The 23,548-nt window shown below is 66.8% G+C and carries 20 protein-coding genes; 4 read left to right on the top strand and 16 right to left on the bottom strand.

Annotation, left to right across the window (positions count from 1 at the left end; all coding sequences use genetic code 11):
- Nucleotides 1-1,207: 1,207 nt before the first annotated feature.
- From ABXH26_RS08990 to ric, 10 genes are all read right to left on the bottom strand, one after another.
- The gene (locus ABXH26_RS08990) at nucleotides 1,208-2,161 is read right to left on the bottom strand and encodes a PEP-CTERM sorting domain-containing protein (RefSeq protein WP_353566720.1); all 954 of its coding nucleotides are present in this window, start codon (nucleotides 2,159-2,161) and stop codon (nucleotides 1,208-1,210) included.
- A gap of 89 nt (nucleotides 2,162-2,250) precedes the next feature.
- The gene (locus ABXH26_RS08985; RefSeq protein WP_353566719.1) at nucleotides 2,251-3,432 is read right to left on the bottom strand and encodes a metallophosphoesterase; all 1,182 of its coding nucleotides are present in this window, start codon (nucleotides 3,430-3,432) and stop codon (nucleotides 2,251-2,253) included.
- A gap of 247 nt (nucleotides 3,433-3,679) precedes the next feature.
- The gene (locus ABXH26_RS08980) at nucleotides 3,680-4,450 is read right to left on the bottom strand and encodes a hypothetical protein (protein WP_353566718.1); all 771 of its coding nucleotides are present in this window, start codon (nucleotides 4,448-4,450) and stop codon (nucleotides 3,680-3,682) included.
- A complete protein-coding gene (locus ABXH26_RS08975; protein ID WP_353566717.1) occupies nucleotides 4,447-5,139 on the bottom strand; it encodes an ABC transporter ATP-binding protein in 693 nt (230 codons plus the stop codon). Before ABXH26_RS08975 ends, ABXH26_RS08980 begins: the two co-directional genes overlap by 4 nt.
- 9 nt (nucleotides 5,140-5,148) lie before the next feature.
- Nucleotides 5,149-6,429 (bottom strand): nitrous oxide reductase family maturation protein NosD, encoded by a 1,281-nt coding sequence (gene nosD / locus ABXH26_RS08970; RefSeq protein ID WP_353566716.1) that lies wholly within the window; start codon nucleotides 6,427-6,429, stop codon nucleotides 5,149-5,151.
- The gene (locus ABXH26_RS08965; protein WP_353566715.1) at nucleotides 6,378-7,019 is read right to left on the bottom strand and encodes a hypothetical protein; all 642 of its coding nucleotides are present in this window, start codon (nucleotides 7,017-7,019) and stop codon (nucleotides 6,378-6,380) included. The genes nosD and ABXH26_RS08965 overlap by 52 nt, the downstream gene beginning before the upstream one ends.
- A gap of 19 nt (nucleotides 7,020-7,038) precedes the next feature.
- Nucleotides 7,039-8,940, bottom strand: coding sequence for a Sec-dependent nitrous-oxide reductase (nosZ, locus tag ABXH26_RS08960; protein ID WP_353566714.1), 1,902 nt, complete (start codon nucleotides 8,938-8,940; stop codon nucleotides 7,039-7,041).
- A 13-nt stretch (nucleotides 8,941-8,953) separates the two neighbouring features.
- Nucleotides 8,954-9,493, bottom strand: coding sequence for a plastocyanin/azurin family copper-binding protein (locus ABXH26_RS08955; RefSeq protein WP_353566713.1), 540 nt, complete (start codon nucleotides 9,491-9,493; stop codon nucleotides 8,954-8,956).
- 24 nt (nucleotides 9,494-9,517) lie between these two features.
- Nucleotides 9,518-10,405 carry an SCO family protein gene (locus ABXH26_RS08950; protein WP_353566712.1) on the bottom strand — a complete coding sequence of 296 codons (888 nt, stop codon included), beginning with the start codon at nucleotides 10,403-10,405 and terminating at the stop codon, nucleotides 9,518-9,520.
- A 21-nt stretch (nucleotides 10,406-10,426) separates the two neighbouring features.
- The gene (ric, locus tag ABXH26_RS08945; protein WP_353566711.1) at nucleotides 10,427-11,158 is read right to left on the bottom strand and encodes an iron-sulfur cluster repair di-iron protein; all 732 of its coding nucleotides are present in this window, start codon (nucleotides 11,156-11,158) and stop codon (nucleotides 10,427-10,429) included.
- 182 nt (nucleotides 11,159-11,340) lie between these two features.
- Between ric and ABXH26_RS08940 the strand changes: the two genes are divergently transcribed.
- The gene (locus ABXH26_RS08940) at nucleotides 11,341-11,745 is read left to right on the top strand and encodes an RrF2 family transcriptional regulator (protein WP_353566710.1); all 405 of its coding nucleotides are present in this window, start codon (nucleotides 11,341-11,343) and stop codon (nucleotides 11,743-11,745) included.
- 176 nt (nucleotides 11,746-11,921) lie between these two features.
- Here the strand turns inward: ABXH26_RS08940 and ABXH26_RS08935 are convergent, their stop codons facing one another.
- The gene (locus ABXH26_RS08935) at nucleotides 11,922-15,365 is read right to left on the bottom strand and encodes a transglutaminase family protein (protein WP_353566709.1); all 3,444 of its coding nucleotides are present in this window, start codon (nucleotides 15,363-15,365) and stop codon (nucleotides 11,922-11,924) included.
- Between the two features lie 117 nt (nucleotides 15,366-15,482).
- Between ABXH26_RS08935 and ABXH26_RS08930 the strand changes: the two genes are divergently transcribed.
- Both ABXH26_RS08930 and ABXH26_RS08925 read left to right on the top strand, forming a co-directional pair.
- Nucleotides 15,483-18,008, top strand: coding sequence for a circularly permuted type 2 ATP-grasp protein (locus ABXH26_RS08930; protein ID WP_353566708.1), 2,526 nt, complete (start codon nucleotides 15,483-15,485; stop codon nucleotides 18,006-18,008).
- A 20-nt stretch (nucleotides 18,009-18,028) separates the two neighbouring features.
- Nucleotides 18,029-18,901, top strand: a complete 873-nt coding sequence (locus ABXH26_RS08925) for a transglutaminase family protein (protein WP_353566707.1) — start codon at nucleotides 18,029-18,031, stop codon at nucleotides 18,899-18,901.
- A gap of 60 nt (nucleotides 18,902-18,961) precedes the next feature.
- Here ABXH26_RS08925 and ABXH26_RS08920 read toward each other — a convergent pair whose 3' ends face one another.
- From ABXH26_RS08920 to ABXH26_RS08905, 4 genes are all read right to left on the bottom strand, one after another.
- Nucleotides 18,962-19,861 carry a transglutaminase family protein gene (locus tag ABXH26_RS08920; RefSeq protein ID WP_353566706.1) on the bottom strand — a complete coding sequence of 300 codons (900 nt, stop codon included), beginning with the start codon at nucleotides 19,859-19,861 and terminating at the stop codon, nucleotides 18,962-18,964.
- 114 nt (nucleotides 19,862-19,975) lie between these two features.
- Nucleotides 19,976-20,818: a transglutaminase-like domain-containing protein gene (locus ABXH26_RS08915; RefSeq protein ID WP_353566705.1), complete on the bottom strand. Its 843-nt coding sequence runs from the start codon at nucleotides 20,816-20,818 to the stop codon at nucleotides 19,976-19,978.
- A 121-nt stretch (nucleotides 20,819-20,939) separates the two neighbouring features.
- Entirely contained in the window at nucleotides 20,940-21,794 is an 855-nt protein-coding gene (locus tag ABXH26_RS08910; protein ID WP_353566704.1) for an MYG1 family protein, read from the bottom strand.
- A gap of 48 nt (nucleotides 21,795-21,842) precedes the next feature.
- Nucleotides 21,843-22,640, bottom strand: coding sequence for a hypothetical protein (locus ABXH26_RS08905; RefSeq protein ID WP_353566703.1), 798 nt, complete (start codon nucleotides 22,638-22,640; stop codon nucleotides 21,843-21,845).
- Between the two features lie 93 nt (nucleotides 22,641-22,733).
- Here ABXH26_RS08905 and ABXH26_RS08900 point away from each other — a divergent pair, with 93 nt between their 5' ends.
- A complete protein-coding gene (locus ABXH26_RS08900) occupies nucleotides 22,734-23,030 on the top strand; it encodes a hypothetical protein (protein WP_353566702.1) in 297 nt (98 codons plus the stop codon).
- Between the two features lie 5 nt (nucleotides 23,031-23,035).
- Here ABXH26_RS08900 and ABXH26_RS08895 read toward each other — a convergent pair whose 3' ends face one another.
- Nucleotides 23,036-23,413 (bottom strand): RNA-binding S4 domain-containing protein, encoded by a 378-nt coding sequence (locus ABXH26_RS08895; RefSeq protein ID WP_353566701.1) that lies wholly within the window; start codon nucleotides 23,411-23,413, stop codon nucleotides 23,036-23,038.
- Nucleotides 23,414-23,548: the final 135 nt, after the last annotated feature.

Genomic DNA, 23,548 nt, shown 5'->3' with positions numbered 1-23,548 from the left:
TGGATCCCCGGCAGGAGCGGTGGAATCCGCGGAGAAGCTTTTCGATGCCGCGCTCTTCCCCGCCCCTGCCGGGGCTGGATGTGACCGGGACGGGTTCCGGTGGTTGTCACCACCGGCTAAGCTCCCAAGTCCCTCCGGGACGAAAGAGTAAGGCCCTATCTTCCATGGATCCCCGGCAGGAGCGGTGGAATCCGCGGAGAAGCTTTTCGATGCCGCGCTCTTCCCCGCCCCTGCCGGGGCTGGATGTGACCGGGACGGGTTCCGGTGGTTGTCACCACCGGCTAAGCTCCCAGGTCCCTCCGGGACGAAAGAGTAAGGTCCTATCTTCCATGGATCCCCGGCAGGGGCGGTGGAATCCGCGGAGAAGCTTTTCGATGCCGCGCTCTCCCCCGCCCCTGCCGGGGCTGGATGTGACCGGGACGGGTTCCGGTGGTTGTCACCACCGGCTAAGTTCCCAGGTCCCTCCGGGACGAAAGAGTAAGGCCCTATCTTCCATGGATCCCCGGCAGGAGCGGTGGAATCCGCGGAGAAGCTTTTCGATGCCGCCCTCTCCCCCGCCCCTGCCGGGGCTGGATGTGACCGCGACGGGTTCCGGTGGTTGTCACCACCGGCTAAGTTCCCAGGTCCCTCCGGGACGAAAGAGTGAGGTCCTATCTTCTATGGATCCCCGGCAAGGGCGGCGGAATCCGCGGAGAAGCTTTTCGATGCCGCGCTCTCCCCCGCCCCTGCCGGGGCTGGATGTGACCGCGACGGGTTCCGGTGGTTGTCACCACCGGCTAAGCTCCCAGGTCCCTCCGGGACGAAAGAGTTCGGAGGGGGATCTTCCTCCCTGCCATTTCGGGCTCGGACTTTGTCATGACCGCAACTTCAAGAGGGACACCGCCGATGAACTGGATGGACGCAGATGGGAGGCTCCGGAAGGCGGGTGGATCCGCTCGGTTTCGCTCGGCGAGGCCGGACGGGGCATCGGCCGGACCGGAGGGCGAATCGGTACGGTCGAAGAGCGGATCGGTACGGTCGGAGGGCGGATCGGTACGGTCGAAGGGCGAATCGGTACGGTCGGAGGGCGGATCGGTACGGTCGGAGAGCGGATCGGTACGGTCCGAACCGGCGCCGGCTTCGACTGCTTTCCCTGCGGGACTTCGGTTTCCGCAGGGAGCACGGGTGGATGGGCCGATTTCTTCCTCGGCAGGCCCTCCACGGAGCATCAGGCGCGACGCCGGCGGGACAGGACGGCCAGGCCGGCAAGGGCGAGCAGCGCGGTGGAAGGCTCCGGAACGAGATCGGTGACGCGGACGTTGTCGATCAGCGTGACGTTGAGCAGGACGTCGTTCGGATCCGCGGAGGCACCGGCGTTGGTGTCGGAGTGGCCGAAGAGGATGTTGCTCCCGCCGAGGGTGACGGTGGACAGGTCGAGGGTCGCCATGTCGAGGCCGTCGATGGACCAGGTGGCGAACCCGCCCTCCACCAGGATCTCGACCGCACGCCAGGCGAAGGCGGTTTCCCCCGCATCCGTGACACCGGTCTGGCCGGGAAAAAGAAGCGTCTGCGCGGCCGGGGCGGAGGTGGAACCGAAGACGCTGTAGTAAGGATCGGAACCGTTGGTGGAGGGGCCGGCATAGACCGCATTTCCCGAAGGGTAGCTGGTCGGGGAGGCCGTGGAGTACGCGCGGAAGTCGGAGGCGGAGCCCCCGTCCAGGGTCGCGGCGAAAAACACCGAATCGACCCCGGCGGCCGCCCCCGCCCACTGGGCGCTGGTGCCGGCGGTGCCGAAGCCGGCGATCGAGAGCTGGGTGGAGCCGCTGCCTCCCGGACCGAGCGGGCCGACGTAGTTCGACCACAGACTGAAGCGGATGAGGTAGTCGCCGCTGAACGACTGGCCGGTGGGCGAGACGCTGAACCCGCTGAACACGCCGCCGGAGTTGTTGGCGGTCATCTTCAAGCCGGTGGTGGTGGCGGATCCCGGGGCGGCCGGCACTCCGATCGCGGAGTAGTCGTAGTGAAAGTCGACGGTGACGTCGGAGAGACCCGGAGTGTTGACGGTCCAGTTGGCGGTGTCGTCGAGGTCGAAGTCCTGCTCATAGAGCACGGCGGCATCGACCGCGAGGGGCGCGAGGATGGCGGCAGCAGCCGCGCGGGGGAGCAGGGATCGGCTTTTCATGGATAAGGGCTCGTTTGAGCCAAAATCCGTGGTTGCGCAAGCTTCCGGGAAGATCGACGGGATTTTTGTCCGTCGTCCGCTCGACCCCGTCAGACCCGCCGCAGGGTGAGGTGGAGGATTTCCGCGGGAGCGGCGGTGCGCAGGGGAAACCAATTGCCGGCGCCGTTGCTGATCACGGTGGCCTGGCCGGTGGGCTTGCGATAGAGGCCGGACCAGTAGCGATACATCATGGGCCCGACGCCGACCTCCGGGGAAAGCATCAACTGCCCGCCGTGGGTGTGGCCGCCAAGGGTGAGCGGGATGCCAGCCTGCGCCGCCACATCGAAGGCATGCGGGTGGTGCGCGAGGAGGATGGGAAAGGCCTCGTCGCGGCGGCGGGTGGCGGTTTCGAGAATGTCGCGCGCCATCGCCTCCTCGGAGTGCTCCCAGCGGATGCCGAGCAGGTCGACGGGGTGGCCGCGCACCTCCAGGGGCGCGGCGGCATTGCGCAGCAGCGGAAACCCGGCGCCCTCGACCCCCCGGGCAAAGGCCTCGCGGCCCTCGAAGAGGTCGTGGTTTCCCTCGATGAGCACCAGCCCGCTCCGCGGATCCATGCGGCCGACCATGGCGAGCGCCTCGGGCAGGTCGGCCAGGGCGTGGTCGATGAGGTCGCCGGTCAGCGCGACGAGGTCGGCCTTCATCGCGTTGGTGGCGTCGGCGAGGTCGTGCAGGAGCCGGCCGTGGGTGAACTTGCCGACGTGGACGTCCGAGACGTGGGCGATGGTCATGCCGTCGAGATCCTTCGGCAGGCCGGCCAGCGGGACCTCGATCCGCCGCACGCGGAAATGGCGGGTCTGCGGGATGCTGATGGCCGTGGCGCCATAGGTGGCGATCACCGGCAGGGCGACGGCGGTGGTTTTGAGGAAACGGCGGCGGTCGGTATCGACGGCCTCGGCAACCGCCCCGTGCCGGCTGCGCAGGTGGCGGCGGAGGCGGGCCCCGCTTTGCCACAAGCCGCCGATGACGAGCGTGGGCAGCGCGACGAAGGGCAGGAAGAGCAAGCCCCACAGCAGCACCGCGGCCTGGAGCCAAGCAGGCGGCTCCGACCCCAGATGCCCGCCGCGGGCGAGAAAGATCCAGACAAAGCCGACGACCAGGAGGACGACCGAGGCGAAAAAGGCGATCTTCACCGGTCGGGCGGCCTGCCGCAGGGGGTTCGTTCGGATGGCCCAGAGGAACCACAGTCCGGACAGGATCGGGATCCCGAGGAGGATGAGCAGGAAGAACGACATCGGCGCGGGAAGATGGCCAGTGATCGCCGTGCGTCCAAGGGAATCGAGCGGAGGAGCGCCGCAGGAGGAGCGCCGATTATGAAATCGGCATCGCCTCACCCCGAGAGCCGGGATGACGTTCGATAGGGAGCCTCGCAGCAGCTTCGTGGCGATCTACCTTGAAGTCGCCATCCCGTAGAACTGGCGATGCCGATGTCATCATCGGCGCTCCATGTGATGCCGATTTTATCATCGGCGCTCCTTGCCTTCAGTAGGGCCGGCTCGCGAGCCGGGATCCTCCCCAGCTCAGGGAAACGGCGGCCCAGACGGTGCAAACCAGTGCGAAGGCCGCGCCGAGGTGGCCGAGCCAGAGGCGAGCAAAAGCCGAGTCGGGCTCGAACGGTATGCGGTCGAGCCGGAGGACGACGCTGATGCGCAACGCGTCGAGCGGGTTCGAGAGCAGCAGGCCGAGCCACAGGTCGGGGTGCTCGTCCGCCAGGCCATCGCGAGCCGCGCCGAGCGCCAGCAGGTCGGGACCGGTGAGCAGGGCCAGCCACAGGCAGAGGCCGAGCAGGTGGGACTTGAGCCGGTCGCGGACGGTGAAACCGACCGCCATCCCGAGTGCGGCGAACACGGCACCGGCACCGAAGGCATGGAGCCAAAACCCCAGCATCTGATCACCCGGCGCCCCGGCGAGCAGGGCGGGCACGATGAGCAGCACCGTGGCTACGGCAAGGATCGTAGCAAGCGCGGTGAATTTCCCGAGCACCCTCACGCCGCCGCCGAGCGGCAGGCTGGCGAGGTAGTCGCGCTCCTCGTCCTCGCCCTGCGCGGAGCCGACACCGGTGAGCAGCGAAAAAAGCGGGACCATCCACAGGCAGGCCTGCAGCAAGGTGTAGGCGGCCGTCGTTTCCGCCGCGGCGGACATCAGCACCGGAACGAGCCCGACAACGAGGCACAGCACGGCGAAGAGATAGACGAAGCGGTTCAACAGCGCGCTGCGGATCTCGCGCAGGAAGAAGGCGGTGAAAATGTTCATACGGCTTGCTTGAGAAAAGGGATGAGGATGCGGTTCTCCGGGCGCAGGCGGTCGGGATCGACCTCGCCCTCGATGCGCCCGTCGCGGCACGACAGGCAGCGGTCGGCCGCGCCCTCCCACTCGGCGAGCAGGTGGGTGGTCACGAGCACGGTCTTACCGCGCGCGGCTTCGTCACGCAGCAGCGACTGGAGCTTGCCGCGCCATTCGGGATCGAGGCTCAGGCCGGGCTCGTCGAGCAGCAGCACCGGGACATCGGGCAGCAGCAAGGTCGCCAGCCCGAGCCGCTGGCGCAGGCCGCCGGACAACTTGCCGGCACGCTTTTCCGCGTGAACGGCGAGGCCGGTGAGGTCGAGCACGTGGTCGATCCGGCCGCGATCGACGCCACGCAGCCGGGCGTAGAATCCGAGCACCTGGCGGCAGCTCAGCCGCGGGTGGAAAGCCACGCCCTGCGGCAAGTACGAGAGTTGCCGTTGTGCCCGGCGGCGATGGCGGAGGACGTCGATGCCCGCCACTCGCGCGCTGCCCGAACTCGCCCGGCCGAGCCCGGCGAGGATCCGCAGGGTGGTCGTCTTGCCGGCGCCGTTCGAGCCGATGAGCAAGGTCACCTCGCCCTCGCGGGCGTCGAGCGACAGGCCGCGCAGCACCTCGTGGCGGCCGTAGCGTTGGGTCAGGTTCTCGGTGAGGATCATGATGGGAAATCAGGGTCGGGTGGTGAGCGGCGCAGGATCGGTGATGCCGTGGACCTTCGGCAGCGCGACGTGGCGGTGGGCGAATTCCAGCAGCCCGAGCCCGGGGCTGCCGGACAGCAGGCCGACGGCCGGCGCCTCGCGGCGGAGTCCGCCGAGCAGGTCCACCTCGCGGTGCGGCAGCTCGCCGGTACCGTCGCCATCGAGGTCGATCGGCGCCGCGCCCTGCCAGTGGTTGCCGATGCCATCGAGCGACCAGCGGTTCGTCTCGTTCTGCCCCGCCAACTCGGCGGAGTGCATGTTGCCGGCGAAGGTGTTGCGCGTGAAAACGTTGTCGCCCGACGAGGCGGTCAGCCGGACGCCGACGTAGTTGCCCTCGATGGTGTTGCCGGAGATGACATTGTTGTTATTGTTTTCGAGATAGATGCCGATGGTGTTCCGGCATAGCCGGTTGCCCTCGATGCGGGTGGCGTCGACCGAGCTGAGCAGCAGCCCGTAGGCGCGGAAGCCGTGGTTCGCCTCGAAGCGGTTGCCGCGGACGACGAGGTTCTTCGAGAACATGATCGCCGCGCCGGCCGCGTTGTCGGCGAAGCTGTTGCCATCGAAGGCGTTGTCGTCCGAATACATGTAGTGCAGCCCGTAGCGCACGCCGTGGATACGGTTGGCGCGGACCGTGGTGTGGTCGGTGAAGGAGAAATACATGCCGTCGCGCGTGTCGGTGATGGTGTTGCCATCCAGCTCGCACCCGCGGCTGTTCCACAGGTGGATGCCGTTGCCGCGGACGTTCACGTTAAGCGGCGAGCAGAGGTCGGGGCTGTCGGTGACGATCGTTTCCGAGGCCGGTCGCGCCGGCGCGGGCAGGGTGGTTTTTCCGCGGATCTCGTTGCGCAGCACGCGGCTGCCGGTGCTTTTCTTCAAATAGATGCCGTGCAGGGCGTCGGCGATCCGGTTGCCGGAAATGACCGCGCGGTCGGCGGTGACGTGGATGGCGGCATCGTCCCGCGTGAGGTCGGTGCCCGAGTTGGCGATGACCAGCCCGCGCAGGCAGACGTCGTCCGCGCGGATCGAGATGACGCTGCCCTTTCCGCCGCCATCGATGCGCGGCCAGCCGTGGCCGGCGAGCGTGAGCGGCTTGTCGATCACCAGCGGCCCGGCGTAGTGGCCGGGGCCGACCTTGAGGGTGGCGCCGGGCGCGGCGGCGTCGATGCGCTCCTGCAGCCCGGAAGCTCCAGCGGCGGCGCTCAGCGCGAGGCCGAGGACGAGACCGGCGAAGGTTCTTTGCGGGAAATCCATAGCGCGAGGATGAGGAGGATCATGAATCCCCAGAGCAGGTAGGTGCCGGCTTCGGGGAAGCTCGATTGGGTGAAATTGGCGATCTTCTGCGTGCCGAACATCAGCGGCGTGAAGGGCTCGACGTTCATCGGCGCATGCGGGTCCAGGTTGTGACCGTAACTATGGAGCCTGTAGTAGAAGGCCCCGATCGAGAACAGGCCGAAGTAGGAGGCGAGAACGAAGAGATCGACGACTGCACCCATGTAGCCGAAGACCGCGGCCCTCAGGGAGAGCAGGATGAACAGCCCGAGCATGAAGGGCATCACCTGCATCTCCGTGAAGTCGGCCTCGGAGATGGTTTTCATGCCGATGTAGTGGTTCAGCATGTTGATCTCCTTGAGGTCCTGGCCGTCGTTTCCTCCGACGATCTTGTAGGCGTGGATGGTCATCTCCAGGCCCTCCTCGTACTGCGGGGCCACGAGGTGCAGGCGCCACAGCGGAAAGTAGAGGGAGCCGGCCACCAGCAACGCGCCGAGCAGCAGCAGCACTCGCGACCACCCGTTGAGGGGTTTTTGCAGGAAGGCGTACTCGGCGCGAAGCAGGCGGTTCATGATATCTTCGGGTCGAAGGTTACTGGACGGGCGCTTGCGTTTCACCGGCCTCGCGGATGACGAGGTAGCCCTGCATTTCCTGGTGGAGCGCCGAGCAGAAGTTCGTGCAGTAGAACGGGTAGATGCCCGGTTTCTGGGCGACGAACTCGACCGACTTGGTTTCGCCCGGGTCGACCACGATGTTGATGTTGTGGTCGTTGATGCCGAAGCCGTGGATCATGTCGGGCGTCTGCTCGATGTTGGTGACGTGGAGGGTCACCGTGTCGCCCACGCGGGCCTCGACCTTGTCCGGTCCGAAGCGGCTGCGGACGGCGACGATTTTCGCAGTGACGTGGTTTCCCTCGCGCTCGACCTTGCCATCGGCGAGGTCCCAGACGGCGTTCGGATTGGTGTTCTCGGCCTTCGGGTAAACCTCGATCGGCTTGATTTCATCGACCTTGAGGATCTGCGCGAAGTGCGGCTCGGGCTCGGTGTAGGCCTCGGCGACCATCTTCATTTTCTCGCCCGAGATATCGATGAGCTGGCTGGACTCCGGCTGCGAGGGGCCGACGCTGATATGGCGGCCCTTCGACAGCTTGTTCATCGCCACCAGCCACTTGCCGTAGGGCGCGTTGGTATCGCTGCCGGCGACCACCAGGTGGCCGATGCTGTAGTGGACGGTGATCTTGTCGACCACCACCTTGGACAGGTCCGCCTTTTCCTCATCGGTCCACGGCGGCAGCTTCCACTTGGCGACCGCGGAGTCGATGAACAACGAGGTGTAGGCATTTCCGCGTCCATCATACTGCGTGTGCAGCGGACCGAGCCCGACCGGCACCTCGCCCTCGACCACGCTGTCGTGGCTGACGATCGGGATGCCGCGGAAGTCGCCCTCGTAGTCCTCGCCTTCGATGGCACCGAGGAGTTTCTCGACGTTGATGACGGTGGTGGTGGGCTGCAGCTTGCCGCCGGCGACGACCCATTTCCCGGAGGGATCGACGTCCATGCCATGCGGCGACTTGGCGATGCCGATGAGGTGGACGATGCCCGGCACCTTGGCAGGGTCGAGCACCGGCACGCCTTCCATTTCGGTCGCCTTGCCATCGCGCACCGCCTGGGCGGCGGCCTTCCAGTTGATGATCGCGCCGAGGTCGCGGTCGGCCTGCGAGGCGTTCACCTCGAGCGTGTCGTGGGCCATCTCCGTGTTGTAGGAGGTGAAGAACACATAACCACTGCTCGGGCCCTTGCCGGTCGAGGCCAGGTCGAAGTCGAAGGGCGGCATGAGGATCTGGAAGCCGACCTTCATCTCGCCGCTCTCGGGATCGACCTCGACCGCGGTGACCATGCCGTTGAACTCGTCGGCATACTTTTCGAGATCGGCGACGCGCCCTTTCGGCAGCGGGGTCGAGAAGCGGGTGGAAACGAAGAGATACTCGGTGTTTTCCGTGACGAAGGACGAGGCGTGGCTACCGCTGGCGTTCGGGATGGGACCGAGGATCTGCTTGGTCTTGAAGTCGCGCAGGTCGACGCGTGCCACGCGGTTGTTGGCGTTGTCATTCACGAACAGCCAGCGGCCGTCGTACTTGCTGCCGGTCTGCGAGAGCGCCGGGTGGTGGACATCGCCCCAGGTGAAGTCACCGAGCATCGCCTTCGACTCCTCGTCGAAGCCATAGCCGGTGCCGGGATAGGGAGCGAAGACCGGGATGGTGGAGATGTGCCGCATCGACGGGATGCCCGCCACATAGACCTGGCCGGAGTGCCCGCCGGAGTAGAACAGGTAGTAGTCGTCCTTTTCGCCGGGCGCGACGTAGCTGGCCTGCGCGGCATCGGCCGCGACTTCGTTGCCGGCCTGTTCGCCGGCTTGCTTTCCGCAGCCGCCGAGCGCCAGGCCGAGGGCACCGGCGCAGGCGAGGCCGCCGAGGGTTCGTGGGATGTGTTTCATGTCGTGGGATGGCTTACTTGATGGTGAGGAGGCCCTTCATCCCGATGCCGAGGTGGCCGGGGAAGGAGCAGTAGAAGACATAGTCGCCCGGCTCGGACGGCGCGTTGAAGGTGAGCGTCTCGCTTTCGCCGGGGCCGAGGATCTTGGTGCGGGTGATGACCTGGTCCTCCATGTCCGGCGGGATGTAGTCGTTGCCGGCGGCGGTGAAGGCGTTTTCGGCGAGCTTGTCGGGATCCGCTCCCTTGATGAGCAGCACCCAGTTGTGCCCCATCGAGGCCTTCGGCATGGTGCCGGCGTTTCTGAAAGTCACCTCGAGCGGCTGGCCGGGTCCGGCTTCCAATTGCGTGACGCTGAACTTCATCTGGTCGTTGGCCGTGACCTCGATCTTCTTCAGCGGCAGGTCGGACTTCACGGCGGCGGGCGCGGTTTTTGCGACGGCAGCCACCGTGGACGGGGCCTTGGTGGTGGCCGCGCGGTCGGAAGATTTTTCGCACTGGGTGAGGAGGCCGGTTCCCAGCAGGGCCAGGAAAGCGGCGGAATAGCTTGGTTTCATGATGGTTGGTGGTTTGCGTGTGAATCAGTTGACGGAAAGGGCAGCCGGGCTCGTGCCGAGGGCTTCGAGCACTTCCGCGGGCTTCCAGGCATTGCCGCGCCAGATGCGCTGGATGGTGCCGCCGGGGCCGACGAGGGCGGTGCACAGGCCGTGGTTGATGGTGCCGTATTCGGTCTTCCGATAGACCGAGAAGGCATGGGTGAGGCGGTCGATTTCCTCCGGGCTGCCGCTGGCGAAGCGCCAGAACGCGGTGTCCTTGGTGTGGAAGGACGCGTAGTTGGCGAGCACCTCGGGCGTGTCGAAGTCGGGATCGAAAGAGATGCTCAGCAGGTTGACGCGGCCGGCCAGCGCGGGGTCGCGCTTGATCGCTTTTTCCAGCTCGGCGAACTGCGACGACATCCGCGGGCAGAAGTCGGGCACCGGGCAGCGGGTGAAGATGAAGGTGAGCAGCACCGACTTGCCGGCGAAGGCGCAGTTGCAGAACTCCTCGCCATCCTGGTCGGTGAGATGGATCTCCGGCAGCTTGTCGCCTTCCTTGAGCCGCGGGGTGTCGGCCACCGTCTTCGGGGCCGCCGTTTCCTCCGGCAGATCGAGCACGGAGGCATCGATCTTCCGGAGGTCGCGGATCCACGATTCCGTGTCGCCGACGACGAACTCGAACTCGACCGCGTCGCCCGTCTTCACGCCATCGATGCCCTCCCCCGCCCCCACGGTGAAGGGCATGGTCATGGACGGCATGAAGCCGGGGATGTCCTCGTGCTGGATGAGCAGTGTGGAGTCCGCCGCCTCGACCCCGCAGACGCGGCCGCGCACCTCGAAGCGTTTGGCGCCGGAGATGTCGGCACTTTCCTGCCGTGAGCAGGCGGCGAAAAGCGGAAGTACGATGGCTGCCGTAAGCGCGGGGAGTTTCATGGTCGTGCGGCGGTTCGGGTTTCAGCCCACCTCCTCCTGCAGCTTGCGGGCGGCGGGAAAGAGGACGGAGTTTTCCAGGTGGATGTGGCGGTGGAGGTCTTCCTCCAGCTCGGCCAGCCCGGCGAAGAGGGCGCGGTAGGTGTTGCAGGCGTCGTCGGGTGGCGTGAACCCGTTGGTCAGCTCGCGGAGCTTCGCCAGCGCTTCGCCGGCGTCATCGTGCTCGTGGAGCATGCAGTCGATCGGGCCGTCCAAGGGCATGGCAGCGGAGTCCCCCTTGGCGAGCTTCTCGATGGCGGGAAACAGCACCTGCTCCTCCTTCATCAAGTGCTCGGCCAGCTCCACCGCCAGCCCCTGAAACACCTCGTAAACCTTCACCAGCGAGGGCGTGTGCGGCCCGTGCACGTGGGCGACGCGGGCCGCCATCGCGTCGAGTCGCGGCAGCTCCTCGCGGAGAAAACCATGATGGACGGCAACGACATATCTCGTCAGCTCGGCCGGCGGATAGGTCGCGGGATTCACCTCCGGGGCCGGCTTTTCGCGAAGCTCGGCCTCGAGCTGCTCGACCACGCTCTGCAGCGCGACGCCCTTCCGCTCGCAGGCCTCGCGCAACGTGCGGCCGCCCTGGCAGCAGAAGTCGATCCCATAGCTCTGGAAGACCCGCGACTGCGCCGGACGCTCGGCCACGATCTCCCCCACGGTTCTTTCCTCCATCGGCGTTCCCGCCGGCGAAAACTCAATCGTTCGGTGACTCATAACGGCGCCACCCTCTCGCCGTCGGGCCGACTTCACAAGATAAAAAGAAATGTTTTTCTTTTTATCGTTTGCCACGATTGACAGCGGGTGGCCGATCCGCTCCCTTGGTCGTGTCGCCGGGCGCGGCCGCGTGCCGGCCGGTGCTCCGCCAGGAAGGAGAGATCATGTTTGGATACGGAAAAATGAGCGCCTGCGCCGTGGCCTCGATGAGCGCCCTGGCGGAGAAGCACCCGGGCGGCGAGTCGCTCAGTTCGCAGCAGATCGCCGACAGCCGGAACCTCACCAAGCCGCTGGTGGCGAAGGTGCTGACGGTGCTTTCCCAAGCCGGCTTCGTAACCGGCACCCGTGGCCCGGGCGGCGGCTACCGGCTGGCGCGCGATCCTGCGGAGATCACCGTGTTGGAGGTCGTGGCGCTGTTCGAGGGGCACAAGGAGACGAGCGCCTGTCCCTTCGGCCCGGGCTGGTGCGGGGTCGGCGATCCCTGCCCGCTGCACCACATCCTGGCCGACATTTCCGAGAATGCGGCGGCGACGCTACGCGGCGTGAGCTTCGCGGCGTTCGTGGGGCATGGCAAAGGTGAGCTGTGAGGAGCGCCGCAGGAGGAGCGCCGATTATGAAATCGGCATGGCCTCAGCCTGAGAGCCGAGATGACCCTCGATAGGGAGCCTCGCAGGGGCTTGGTGGCGGTCTACTTAGAAGTGGCCATCCCGCAGAACTGGCGATGCCGATTTCATAATCGGCGCTCCATTTAACGACGCTCCGGTCAGCCCCGCATGTCGAGGGTCAGCGGAAAATCGTGGCTCGGATCCTCGGGGCGGACTTCGGTGTAGCTCACCGCCGGGCCACCGGGTCGCGATTCCATCCTGCGGCGTCCTCCGACCCCCACGGCGGCCGTTTCGATGATCCCCGGAGTGTGCCCATGCTGCCAGAAGCGGCTGACGCGGCGGGCCTCGGCCTCGAAGGCGTTCACGGGGAAGGTCTCGTAGCTGCGACCGCCGGGGTGCGCGACGTGATAGACGCAGCCGCCGAGCGACTTGCGCGTCCAGGTATCGACCACATCAAAAGTCAGCGGCGTGTGGATGCCGATGGTCGGGTGCATGGCCGACCACGGGTCCCAGGCCTTGTAGCGCACACCGGCGACGTATTCGCCGCGGCGGCCGGTCGGGTGCAGCGGGATGCGGCGGCCGTTGCAGACTAGCACATGCCTTTCCTCGACCATGCCGCGGATGCGGACCTGCACGCGCTCGACGGACGAATCGACGTAGCGCGCGGTGCCGCTGCCAGTGGCTTCCTCACCGAGGACGTGCCACGGCTCCAGCGCCATGCGGCACTCGATTTCCACGCCATCGTGGCAAACCCGGCCGTAAACCGGGAAGCGGAACTCGTTGAAGGGTTCAAGCCAGGCCCAGTCGAAGTCGATGCCGGCGGTCTTGAGCTGGTCGGCCACGTCGATGACATCCTGGCGGACGAAGTGCGGCAGCATGAACTTGTCGTGCAGCTCGGTGCCCCAGCGGATCAGCGGGCGCTCGTAGGGCTCGTCCCAGAACCAGGCGACCAGCGAGCGGACCAGCAGCATCTGCACGAGGCTCATCCGCGCGTGCGGCGGCATTTCGAAGGCGCGCAGTTCGAGCAGCCCGAGGCGGCCGGACGACGAACCGGGCGAGTAGAGCTTGTCGATGCAGAACTCGGCGCGGTGCGTGTTGCCGGTGAGGTCGGTGAGCAGGTTCCGCATCACGCGGTCGATCAGCCACGGCGGATCGCCGGGCTTGGGCAGTTGCTTGAAGGCGATCTCCAGCTCGAACAGGCGGTCATCGCGACCCTCGTCGACACGCGGCGCCTGGCTCGTCGGCCCGAGGAAAAGCCCGGAAAACAGGTATGACAGGCCCGGGTGGTTCTGCCAGAAGGTCAGCAGGCTGCGCAGCAGGTCGGGCCGGCGGATGAAGGGGCTGCGGTCGGGCGTCTCGCCGCCGATCGTCACGTGATTGCCGCCGCCGGTACCGGTATGGCGGCCATCGAGCATGAACTTCTCCGTGCCGAGCCGCGACTTACGGGCTTCATCGTACAAGGTCGTCGTGATGTGCGTCAGCTGGTCCCACGAACCGGACGGGTGGACGTTGACCTCGATCACGCCGGGGTCGGGCGTGACCTTGATCCGCTCGACGCGGCGGTCGTAGGGCACGTCGTAGCCCTCGATGATGACCGGGAGGCCGAGGCGCTTGGCGGTCGCCTCGACGGCCTCCAGCAGGACGAGGTAGTGCTCGAGCTGGCTGACGGGCGGGAAAAAGACGTGCACGCGGCCGTTTCGCTGCTCGAAGCACATCGCGGTGTGCGGCATGCCGAGCGCGTAGCCGGCGTCGCCCTGGTCCTGCGCCTCGCGGCCCTCGGCGGGTGGCAGGTCGGCGAAGTAACCCGATTGCCGTACTTCACCATGCGCGGTCTGCAGCGTGCGCCCGACCGGGAGCGGTCCGCCGGGGGCGAAATGGCCGGCGTTTTCCCCGGGAAGGTGGCTGCCGGGCGGCAGGAGCGGGTCGACCGGCTCGAACGGCGAGCGCTCCAGCTCGGCGCGCTCGCGGAGGCGGGCTTCGTTTCCGACCAGCGACTGCAGCGGCAGGCGGAAGCCCATCGGCGAGCCGCCGGGCAGCAGGAACATCTGCTCGCGGCGGAATCGCCACACGGCGCTCTGCCAGATGCCGAGACCGATGTTCCACTCGATCGGAAGGGCGTATCCGGTCGGCGTCTCCAGTCCGCGGTCGAGCAGCGCGGCCAAGTACTGCCTTTCCAGTGGATCCTTGAGGTCGGCCTTGTGGGGATCGACGTCGACCGGCAGCGTACCCTCGCGCCACATGTAGTAGAAGGCGTCCTCGAAGCCGGTGACCAGGTGCTGCGGCCGGCATTTCAGGATGGAGGCGAAGGTTTCACCGAAGCGGCGGGCGTCCTCGGTGGTGTGGCCGTAGTCGCGGGTCGGCGTGGCGAGCAGCGAGCGCTCGCGCCACAGCGGCTGGCCGTCCTTGCGCCAGAGCACGGTGTAGGCCCAGCGCGGCAGCGGCTCGCCGGGATACCACTTCCCTTCCCCGTAGTGGAGCAGGCCGCCGGGGGCGAAGACCTTTTCCAGGCGCTCCAACAGGTCGAGCGCGAGCCGGCGCTTTTCCGGGCTGTCGGCGGTGGTGTTCCACTCGTCGCCGTCCATGTTGTCGATCGAGACAAAGGTCGGCTCACCGCCCATGGTCATGGCCACGTCGGCGGCATCGAGGCGCTCGTCGAGCTTCCGCGCGAGGGCGTCGATGGTCGCCCACTCCGCCTCGGTGTAGGGCATGGTCACGCGCGGGTCCTCGTGGACGCGGGTGACTTCATTGACCCAGGAAAACTCGGTCTCGCACTCGTCGAGCGAGCCCACCACCGGCGCGGCGCTGGCCGGCTCCGGCGTGCAGGAAAGCGGGATGTGCCCCTCGCCGGCGAACAGGCCGGAGGTCGGGTCGAGCCCCACCCAACCGGCGCCCGGCAGGTAGACCTCGGTCCACGCGTGCAGGTCGGTGAAGTCCTCGGTCGGGCCGGAAGGGCCGTCGAGCGACTCCTGGTCCGGCTTGAGCTGGACGAGGTAGCCGGACACGAAGCGCGCCGCGAGCCCGAGGTGGCGCAGCACCTGGACGAGCAGGTAGGCGGAATCGCGGCAGGACCCCGACTTGGCGGTCAGCGTTTCCTCGCACGACTGGATGCCGGGCTCGAGGCGGATCGTGTAGCCGACCGCCTTGTGGACGAGCATGTTGAGCTCGACGAGGAAATCGATGGTCCGCTTTTCCCCGCGCGGCACCTCGGCAAGGAGGGCTTTGAGTTTTTCCCCGTCCTCCCGGATCTTCAGGTAGGGCGCGAGCTCGTGCGAGAGGTGCTCGTCGTAGTCGAAGGGGAAATCCTCGGCGTCCTTTTCGAGGAAGAAATCGAAGGGGTTGATCACGGTCATGTCCGCGACCAGATCGACCTCGATCCGCAGCTTGGTCGCCTTTTCCGGGAACACCAGACGGGCGACCCAGTTGCCGAAGGGGTCCTGCTGCCAGTTCAGGAAATGCGTCGCCGGCTCGATCTTCAGCGAGTAGGCCAGCACCGGCGTCCGCGAGTGCACGCAGGGCCGCAAGCGGATCAGGTGGGGGCCGAGATGGATTTCCCGATCGTAGGAATACTCGGTGACGTGGTGGAGGCCGACGCGGATGGACATGGAATTTACCTTGGGCGGGGAGCCACTATTCACAAGCGGATCGGATGCCAAGTCCGACTTCGAGGCGGTCATGGCACGCGGGTTGCAAACCGCCCGCAAAGCGCTCATACGATCCGCGTGCCCGCCACCGACACCACCCGACCACCCGCCGGCTATCCGGCGAGCGATGGGGATGAAATGATCCGCCCGGACGGCTCGCTCCAGCCCGCGTGGGCACCCGTGGCCCGCTGGATTTCAGAGACCGACGCCGCCGGCCGCGACACCGTGGACACCCAGGTCCGCCGCCTGCTGCGCGAGAACGGCGTCACCTACAGCGTCTATGGCGGCCCCGGCGAGGAGCCGCGGCCGTGGCAGCTCGACGCCGTGCCGTGGGTGATCGGCGAGGACGACTGGAAAAGCATCGAAGCCGGCCTGATCCAACGCGCCGAGCTGCTCGACGAGATCCTCACCGACCTTTACGGCGCTCGTTTGCTCCTCCGCGACGGCTGGATCCCCTCGAAGCTCGTCTCCGCCCACAAGGGCTACCTCCACGCCTGCCGCGGCATGAAGCTGGCGGCGAAACGGCAGCTCATCCTGGGCGCCATGGACCTCGCCCGCGGTCCGGACGGCCGCATGTGGGTCGTCAACGACCGCACCCAGGCCCCCTCCGGCTCCGGCTACGTGGTCGAGAACCGCGTGGTCATGACACGGACCCTGCCGCGCCTGTTCCATGCCAGCGGCGTGCGGCGGATCGCCACCTTCTTCCGCACCCTGCGGGAAACGCTCGAGACCTGCGCTCCCGCCGGCAGCGGCTCGCCGCGGGTCGTCATCCTCACGCCCGGCCCGCAGAACGAGACCTACTACGAGCACGCCTTCCTGGCCTCCTACCTCGGCTATTCGCTGGTCCAGGGCGATGACCTCACGGTGCGCGACGGCCGCGTCTGGCTCGGTTCGCTCGGCGGGCTGGAGCCGGTCGATGTGATCATCCGCCGCGTCGATGCCTGGTTCTGCGACCCGCTGGAACTGAAGGAAGACTCCGCCCTCGGGGTGCCCGGCCTGCTGGAGGCGATCCGCCTCGGCAACGTGCTCGTCGTCAACCACCCCGGCAGCGGCGTTTTGGAAAACCCGGGCCTGATGGCCTTCCTGCCCGGCCTCGCCCGCCACCTCCGCGGCGAGGAGCTGCTGCTGCCCTCCGCCGCCACCTGGTGGTGCGGGGAAAAGCCGGCCCTCGACAAGGTGCTGGCGAACCTCGACCGCTTCGTCATCAAGTCGATCGAGCGCGCGCCGACCTTCGGCACCGTCTTCGGCAGCGAGCTGACCAAGGCCCAGCTCGCCGAACTGCGCGCGCGCATCCTGGCGTTTCCCGAAGGCTTCGTCGGCCAGGAGCAGGTTGCCTACTCGACCGTCCCCTGCCTGCACGAAGGGAAAATCGAGTCGCGCCGCGGCGTCATGCGCGGCTTCGTGACCGCCACCGCCGAGGGCGGCTTCGCGGTCATGCCCGGCGGCCTCACCCGCACCGCCGCCTCGCCCGACGAGATGGTCGTTTCCAGCCAGCTCGGCGGCAGCTCGAAGGACACCTGGGTCATCGGCCGCGACCCCGAGCCCTTCGTTTCCCTCTATGAAAACGGAGCCGGTGCCCCGCCGGAAATGGACGCCCGCAGCGTGCCCAGCCGCGCCGGCGAGAACCTCTACTGGACCGGCCGCTACGCCGAGCGCGCCGAGGGCACCGCGCGCCTGCTGCGGCGCACGATCCTCGCCCTGATCGACGGCTTCGGCGAGGATTCCAGCTCGGCCGAACGCCACCGCGAGATCCTCATGCAGGGCCTCACCGGCGTCACCAACGCCGCCCCGATCAAGCCCGGCAAGAACGCCTCCGCCGTGGCCGATGAGGACGAAATCCTGTCGCTGCTCGGCGACCCCTCGCGCCTCGGCTCGCTGCCCTCGGTGCTGCGCGCGTTCCGGAGCTCCACCTTCGCCGTGCGCGATTTGTGGTCGCCCGACTCGTGGCGCGTCATCGACACCATCCTCGCCGAGTGGGCCGACCGACCGCCCACGCCGTCGCCGCGGCTCGATGCCTTCGCACGTCCGCTCGACCGCCTCATCATCGACCTCACCGCCCTGCTCGGCCTCAACCTGGAATCGATGACCCGCGATGCCGGCTGGCGCCTGCTCGACTCCGGCCGCCGCATCGAGCGCGCCCACTACCTGATCGGCGTGCTCCGCCATTTCCTCCTCGCCCCCCGCCCGCCGCACGAGGAGCGGCTGGTCATGGAGTCGGTGCTCGCCGCCAACGACAGCCTCGTCACCTATCGCAAGCGCTACCGCACCCACCCGCGGCTCGACCTCGTGCTCGAGCTCCTCCTGCTCGAGCCGAACAACGCCCGCTCGCTGCTCTATCAGGTCAACCGCCTGAGCACCAACGTCAACGGTCTCCCCCGCCAGCCGAACGCCGCCCGGCTCACGCCGGAAAGGAAGCTGCTCGTTGAAATCGACAGCCGCCTGCGCCTCGTCGAGCTCGACCGCCTGTGCGAGACCCGCGACCTCAGCCGCCGCCGGCTCGAGATCTTCCTCGACCACATGACGCGCTCGCTCACGCACCTGTCCGACGTACTAACCCTCACGTACTTCCGCCACGCCGAGCGCACCCGGCTGCTGCGCGGTTGAGGTAAAAAACCACTGAACCCATGGTTTACCGCATCCGACACCGGACCACCTATCTCTACGAAGATCCGGCCAACCTCTGCCACAACCTCGCCCGGCTGCGCCCGCTCGACCTGCCGCGCCAGCGCTGCCTCGACTTCCGCCTGCGCATCATGCCGCGACCGGACCTCGCCTCGTCGCACGAGGACGGCTTCGGCAACCATGTCGACTATTTTGCCATCCAGCATCCGCACGACGAACTCGTCATCGAGGCCGAAAGCCGCGTCGAAATGCGGCCCGAGTCGCAGCTCCTGCTCGACTCCAGCTGCGCCTGGGATCAGGTCCACGCGCTCATCGCCGGCACCGGTGACGCCCAACTCGTCGCCGCCCGCGATTTCACCCTCAGCTCGCCGATGATCCCGCGCGTGCCGGGTCTGGAAAAACTCACCGACCCCGACTTCACGCCCGGCCGTCCGTTGCTTGAGACCATCACCGCCCTCAACGAGAGGATCTTTTCCACCTTCGACTTCAAGCCCGGCTTCACGAATGTCGCCACGCCGATCAGCGAAGTCCTCGAAAAGCGCGCTGGCGTTTGCCAGGACTTCGCCCACCTCATGGTCGCCGCCCTGCGCAGCCTCGGCATCCCCGCGCGCTACGTCTCCGGCTATCTCGAAACCCTGCCGCCTCCGGGAAAACCCAAGCTCATCGGCGCCGACGCCTCGCACGCCTGGGTGTCGGTCTTCATCCCCGGGCAAGGCTGGGCCGAGTTCGACCCCACCAACAACCTCCGCCCCGGCCTTCGCCACATCGTCGTCGCCTACGGCCGCGACTACTCGGATGTCTCCCCGCTCCGCGGCGTCACCATGGGCGGCAGCGACCATCGCCTGAAGGTCGCCGTCGACGTGAATCCCGAGTGAGGTCAGTTTGGACTGCTGCGATTCATCGCAGCTTTCCGCAGGACGATTCATCGCCGGCGATCAATCGCCGCACTCTAAAAACTCCTCGGTCGGCGTGCTGAACTCCACCCCGATCGTCATCGAGGAAAACGCGTTCGCCGGTCCGGAGAACTGCCCGGACAGCGGCATCACCCCGCGAGGGTGGTGGCTGGTCCCGGTCACAATGTGCCGGTGATCGCAGGCCCGCCCCGCCGTCGGATCGAAGCCCCGCCAGCCGAGCCGCGGGAAATACACCTCCGTCCACGCATGGGTCGATCCCCGCGCCGCCCGCGTGGCCGGGCAGTCGAGATAGCCGCTCGCAAACCGCGCCGCGATGCCCAGGTGACGCAGCGCCTCCATCATCAGTGTGGCATAGTCCCGGCACGAGCCCGACTTCAGCGCCAGCGTCGATCCCGGCGTCTGCACCCCCTTGGTTTCCCGCCGCTGATACTGAATCGACTCCTTGATGATCTCCGTCAGCCGGATCACGAAGGCCTCGATGCTGGAAAACTCCGACGGCTTCGGCAGCGTCGCGATCCACTGGTTGAGCGCCGCGGTTTCCTCCTCATACACCGGCGTCAGGTAGCCGAGAATGATGCCGTGCTCGATCGGGTCGTATTCCGGCGGATAGGGACTCGGGCTGCGCTCGTAGGTCGGCGGAGACTCCGGATCGAAAAACCGCCGCACCACCACGTCCGAGACCACCTCGAGTTCCGTCGATTCGCCCTCGATCTTCGCCCACGCCACGGAGTTCCCGAAGATATCGCGCGTCCACGACAGCCCCGCCTCCGGTGAAATCGACAATACATGTTTTTCCACCCGCAAATCATGCCCCTCCCGCGGCCGCATCACCAGCCGATGCGTGCCGAAGCGCACCGGAAAGGCATACTGATACACCGTCCGGTGCTGGATGCGGAGGAGATGGTCAGGTGGATGGCTCATTCATCTGAAAAGTAGAACCGCAGATGAACGAGTATGAACGCAGATGAAGATCGGATCAGGAAGAAATTCCCCATCTGCGACCATCGGCGTTTATCTGCGGTTGGAAAATCTGGACTAAGGCTCGAGCACCACCGCCCGCCCTTTCAACTCGTCGTGGGACAGCGGATCGAAGTCGTCGGAGGTACACGATACCATCATGTTCGTCATCCGCATCGATCCGAAGATGGTGGCCAGGGAGGCATCGGCGGCATCGCGCCCGGTGGCGATCCGGACCAGGCCATTCGGGGCGGACAGGCGGGTGGGATCGAAGATGAACCACTGGTTGCCCACGCAGACCTCGAAGCAGGCGTGGAAATCCGGCAGCTCCATGTCGCAGGCATAGCCCGTGAAGTAGCGGGCAGGGATCGACAGCGCCCGGCACAGCGCGATGCCGAGATGCGCGAAGTCGCGACACACGCCGGCGCGCTCGACCAAGGTCTCGCAAGCTCCCGTGTTCGAGTTGGTGGCACCGGGGACGTACTGGACGTTCTCGTAGATCCAGTCCGAGATGGCGGCCGCCTGTTTCAGCGGGTGACCCAGGTCCCCGAAAAGCTGGTAGGCCAGCCGCCCGAGCCGGTCCGACTGGCAGTAGCGGCTGGGAAAGAGATAGGGCAAGGCCTCGCGATCGAGCTCGCCGACCGCGACCTCGTCGATGTCGCGGATCCGGCGGGCGTCGGGATGGGTATCGACCTTCACCGAGTAGGTGATCAGGAGATCTTCGACCTCGCCTGTTTCCAGGCGGACATAGCGGTTCATGCCGACCTCAAGGGGGAAGATCTCGCAAGAGGCTCCCTTGGTGACGGTGAAGGACTCCTCGGAGAGGGTCTGGTTGGGGGTCGAGAGGGCGTGCATCGAGAGCAGCGCCGTGCTCGGCTGGAGCACCTGGTAGCGGAGCTCGGCTTGGATGTTGAATGGCATCCGTCGAACCTCGCCGAGAACGTTTCGGCGTAAAGGGGCAGTTCGATCGCCGCCGGTCTCTTTTGTCGTTGGCAACAAGAAGGGGCGCTCCTTTCGATGCCGGTTTTATCATCGGCGGTCTTTACCCCACCTTCGCCCGCTCCAGCAGCTCCCGCAGCCGCTCTTCCGTGGTGGCCGAGGATTTCGCCACGAAGCCGCGCGCGTGAGCGAAATGGACGTCGCCCTCATCCTCGATCCTCGTGAAGTCGAAACGGGGGTCATCGTTGTGGCGGGAGAGGCCGTAGCCCTGGCCCCGTCGATCCGGATACACCAACGCCGCCACTTCCTCGTGCAGCCCCTGCTCCATCAGGTAGCGTCCGATCCCCGCCGAGGGCTCCGCGGGCAGCGGTTCGGTGCGGGGAAGGTAAAGCACCTTTTCGCCCGCCACCTGCCACATCACGGCATGCTCGCCGACGAAGCGCAGCCGCTCGCGCAGCGAGTGCAGATACTCGACCAGGTCCGCGCCGATCCAGCGCATCACCTCGTAGAGCGGCTCGCCGGGCTCCAGTTGCTGGCATTTCGCGAAGCGACGCAGCAGCGTGACGTCCACCGGCGAGTTCAGCTTCGCCAAGGTGTCGCGATCCACGCCGAGCCACTTCGCCGTCGAGTTCGGCCCGGTGACGTCGAAGCGCTCCGCCGTTTCCAGCCAGTCGCAGAAACTACGAGCATCGTCGTAGATGCCCAGATCCATCAGCACCAGGCTCAGCGCGCAACAGGGCGGCGCCTCGACCGGGAACTGGTGGTGGTCGAAATTCCGCCTCGCCGGGTCGTGATGCCCGCCCACGTCCACGACCGCCGTCGCCGGATCGGCGAGGTCCTCGTCGGTCGGCTCGCGGCGAACGATGGTCACGCCGTGCAGGCCGGCGAGCACGGCGCAGGCGAGGAACTCGTCCTTATGCGCGCTGCCGGGGTGGGTCAGGATCTGTCGGATGGCCATGGCGGGGCATCGTTGGCACGACGGCCCCGCTGGCAAGCCCCGAACGATTCACTTGAAGGTCAGCTCGAAGCGCGCCTCGCCCTTCGGGTCCTTGGCCGGCAGGTGGATCCAGTTCACGCCCAGGCCGCGATGGAGCCTTTGCTTCTTGCCGGTCCAAAGTTCGAACTTCCCGCCCTCGCCGGCGGTCAGCTCCAAGCGCGCGTCGTAAGGTTCGATCTCGATCCGCGCGGAAACGAAGCCCTCTTCCGAGATTTCCTCGCCGCGCAGCTCGGTCCAGCCATCCCACTTCTCCTTTTTCCCGCCGATGCGGACGAACTCGTAGCGGTCATCGCGGGTCTTGTCCTCCAGCTTCTCTTCGTCCCTCTCGTAGGAATACAAATTCGGGATCTTGATCCGCAGCGCGAAACGCAGGTCCTCGTCGGTGAGCGTGCCCTTGCCCACCAGCCGGCCCCCCAGGCGCACGGTGGAGCCATCGATTTCCATCGTGACCTCGAACTCGGCCCCACCCGTCACGGTCCCGCGGTAGGCGATCTTCTCCGCTTCCTCGGAGGCCTCGGTCAGGGCGGTCCAGCCGTTCATTTCCACCTTCTTGGTGATCGGTCCGCGACCCTCGCGGAGCTGCTCGATGACGGGCGTGATGCGGATCCAGTTCTTGTTGTAGATCGTTTCGTCGCGGTTCTTCATCGGCATCAGGAATGCCTCGCCCTCGCGGTTGACGCCGAATCGGAACTTGCGGTCCTGATAGCCGGCGAACCAGCCGGTCCACGGGTCGTGGTCGAGCTGCGGCAGCATGTCCGCCCGCACCACGGCGGAGGCCAGGACGAGAAAAAGGAGACTCTTGATCATGCGTCGGACCTGCCAGATCCGACGCTTTCTGGCCAGCACGGAAGCGCAACGAACTTGGCGTCCCCAGGCCTCTCTGCCAGCGTGGCCCGAGCCATGACCGCCGAAGAACTCGCCCGCTCCGCTGAAACGGAACCGCAGCCGCCCGCCGATGCGGGCCCCGCGTTGCAAGCGCTATGGCTGGCCAAGGCCGGGCGCTGGGACGAAGCCCACGACCTGTGCCAGGAAATCGACGGCCCGGCCGGGGCCTGGATCCACGCCTGGCTGCACCGCGAGGAGGGCGATGACGCCAACGCCGGCTATTGGTACGCGCGCGCCGGCAAACCGGCTCCCGCTGCCGGGGTTTCACTGGGCGACGAGTGGTTCCGGATCGCCCGCGAGCTGGCGGGCTGACGGCATCAATCGAAAAACCCGCGCCCCTTCTCCAGTTCGCGGCGGTTGCGCTTGGTCGGACGGCCCTGATCGCCCTCCTTCCGCATCGAGCGGGACTCCCGCCAGATCCGGCGGCTTTCCTCCACGTCCGGCGGCGTCAATTCCTCGCAAGCCTCCCGCGCCAGCGGGGCAGCGACGCGGCGGTCAATCAGCGACCGCACTTTCACCACGCGGGTTCCGGGGCCTTCGGAAAACGGCAACTCGATCACCTCGCCGCCGCGCAGGACGCTCGACGCTTTCAGCTCTCTTCCCTCGCATTTCACCCGACCGGTTTGGCAGGCCCTGGCGGCCATTCCGCGGGTTTTGAACAGCCGGACGGCCCACATCCACTTGTCGAGGCGCACACTTTCCACAGCCCAACCTTCCCCGAAACCCGCTGGCACTCAAGCACCTCCTTCTTTCGCCGCGACCCACTGATAGGAAGCCTTTCTTTAATGTCCCTGAGAACGCTTGCCGCGGGTCGTGGATTTCCCTTACAT

Source organism: Haloferula sargassicola (genome assembly GCF_040362925.1).
Lineage (GTDB): Bacteria > Verrucomicrobiota > Verrucomicrobiia > Verrucomicrobiales > Akkermansiaceae > Haloferula > Haloferula sargassicola.
Note: the sequence above shows the minus strand (reverse complement) of the source record. Positions and strands in the feature narration are given on the sequence as shown.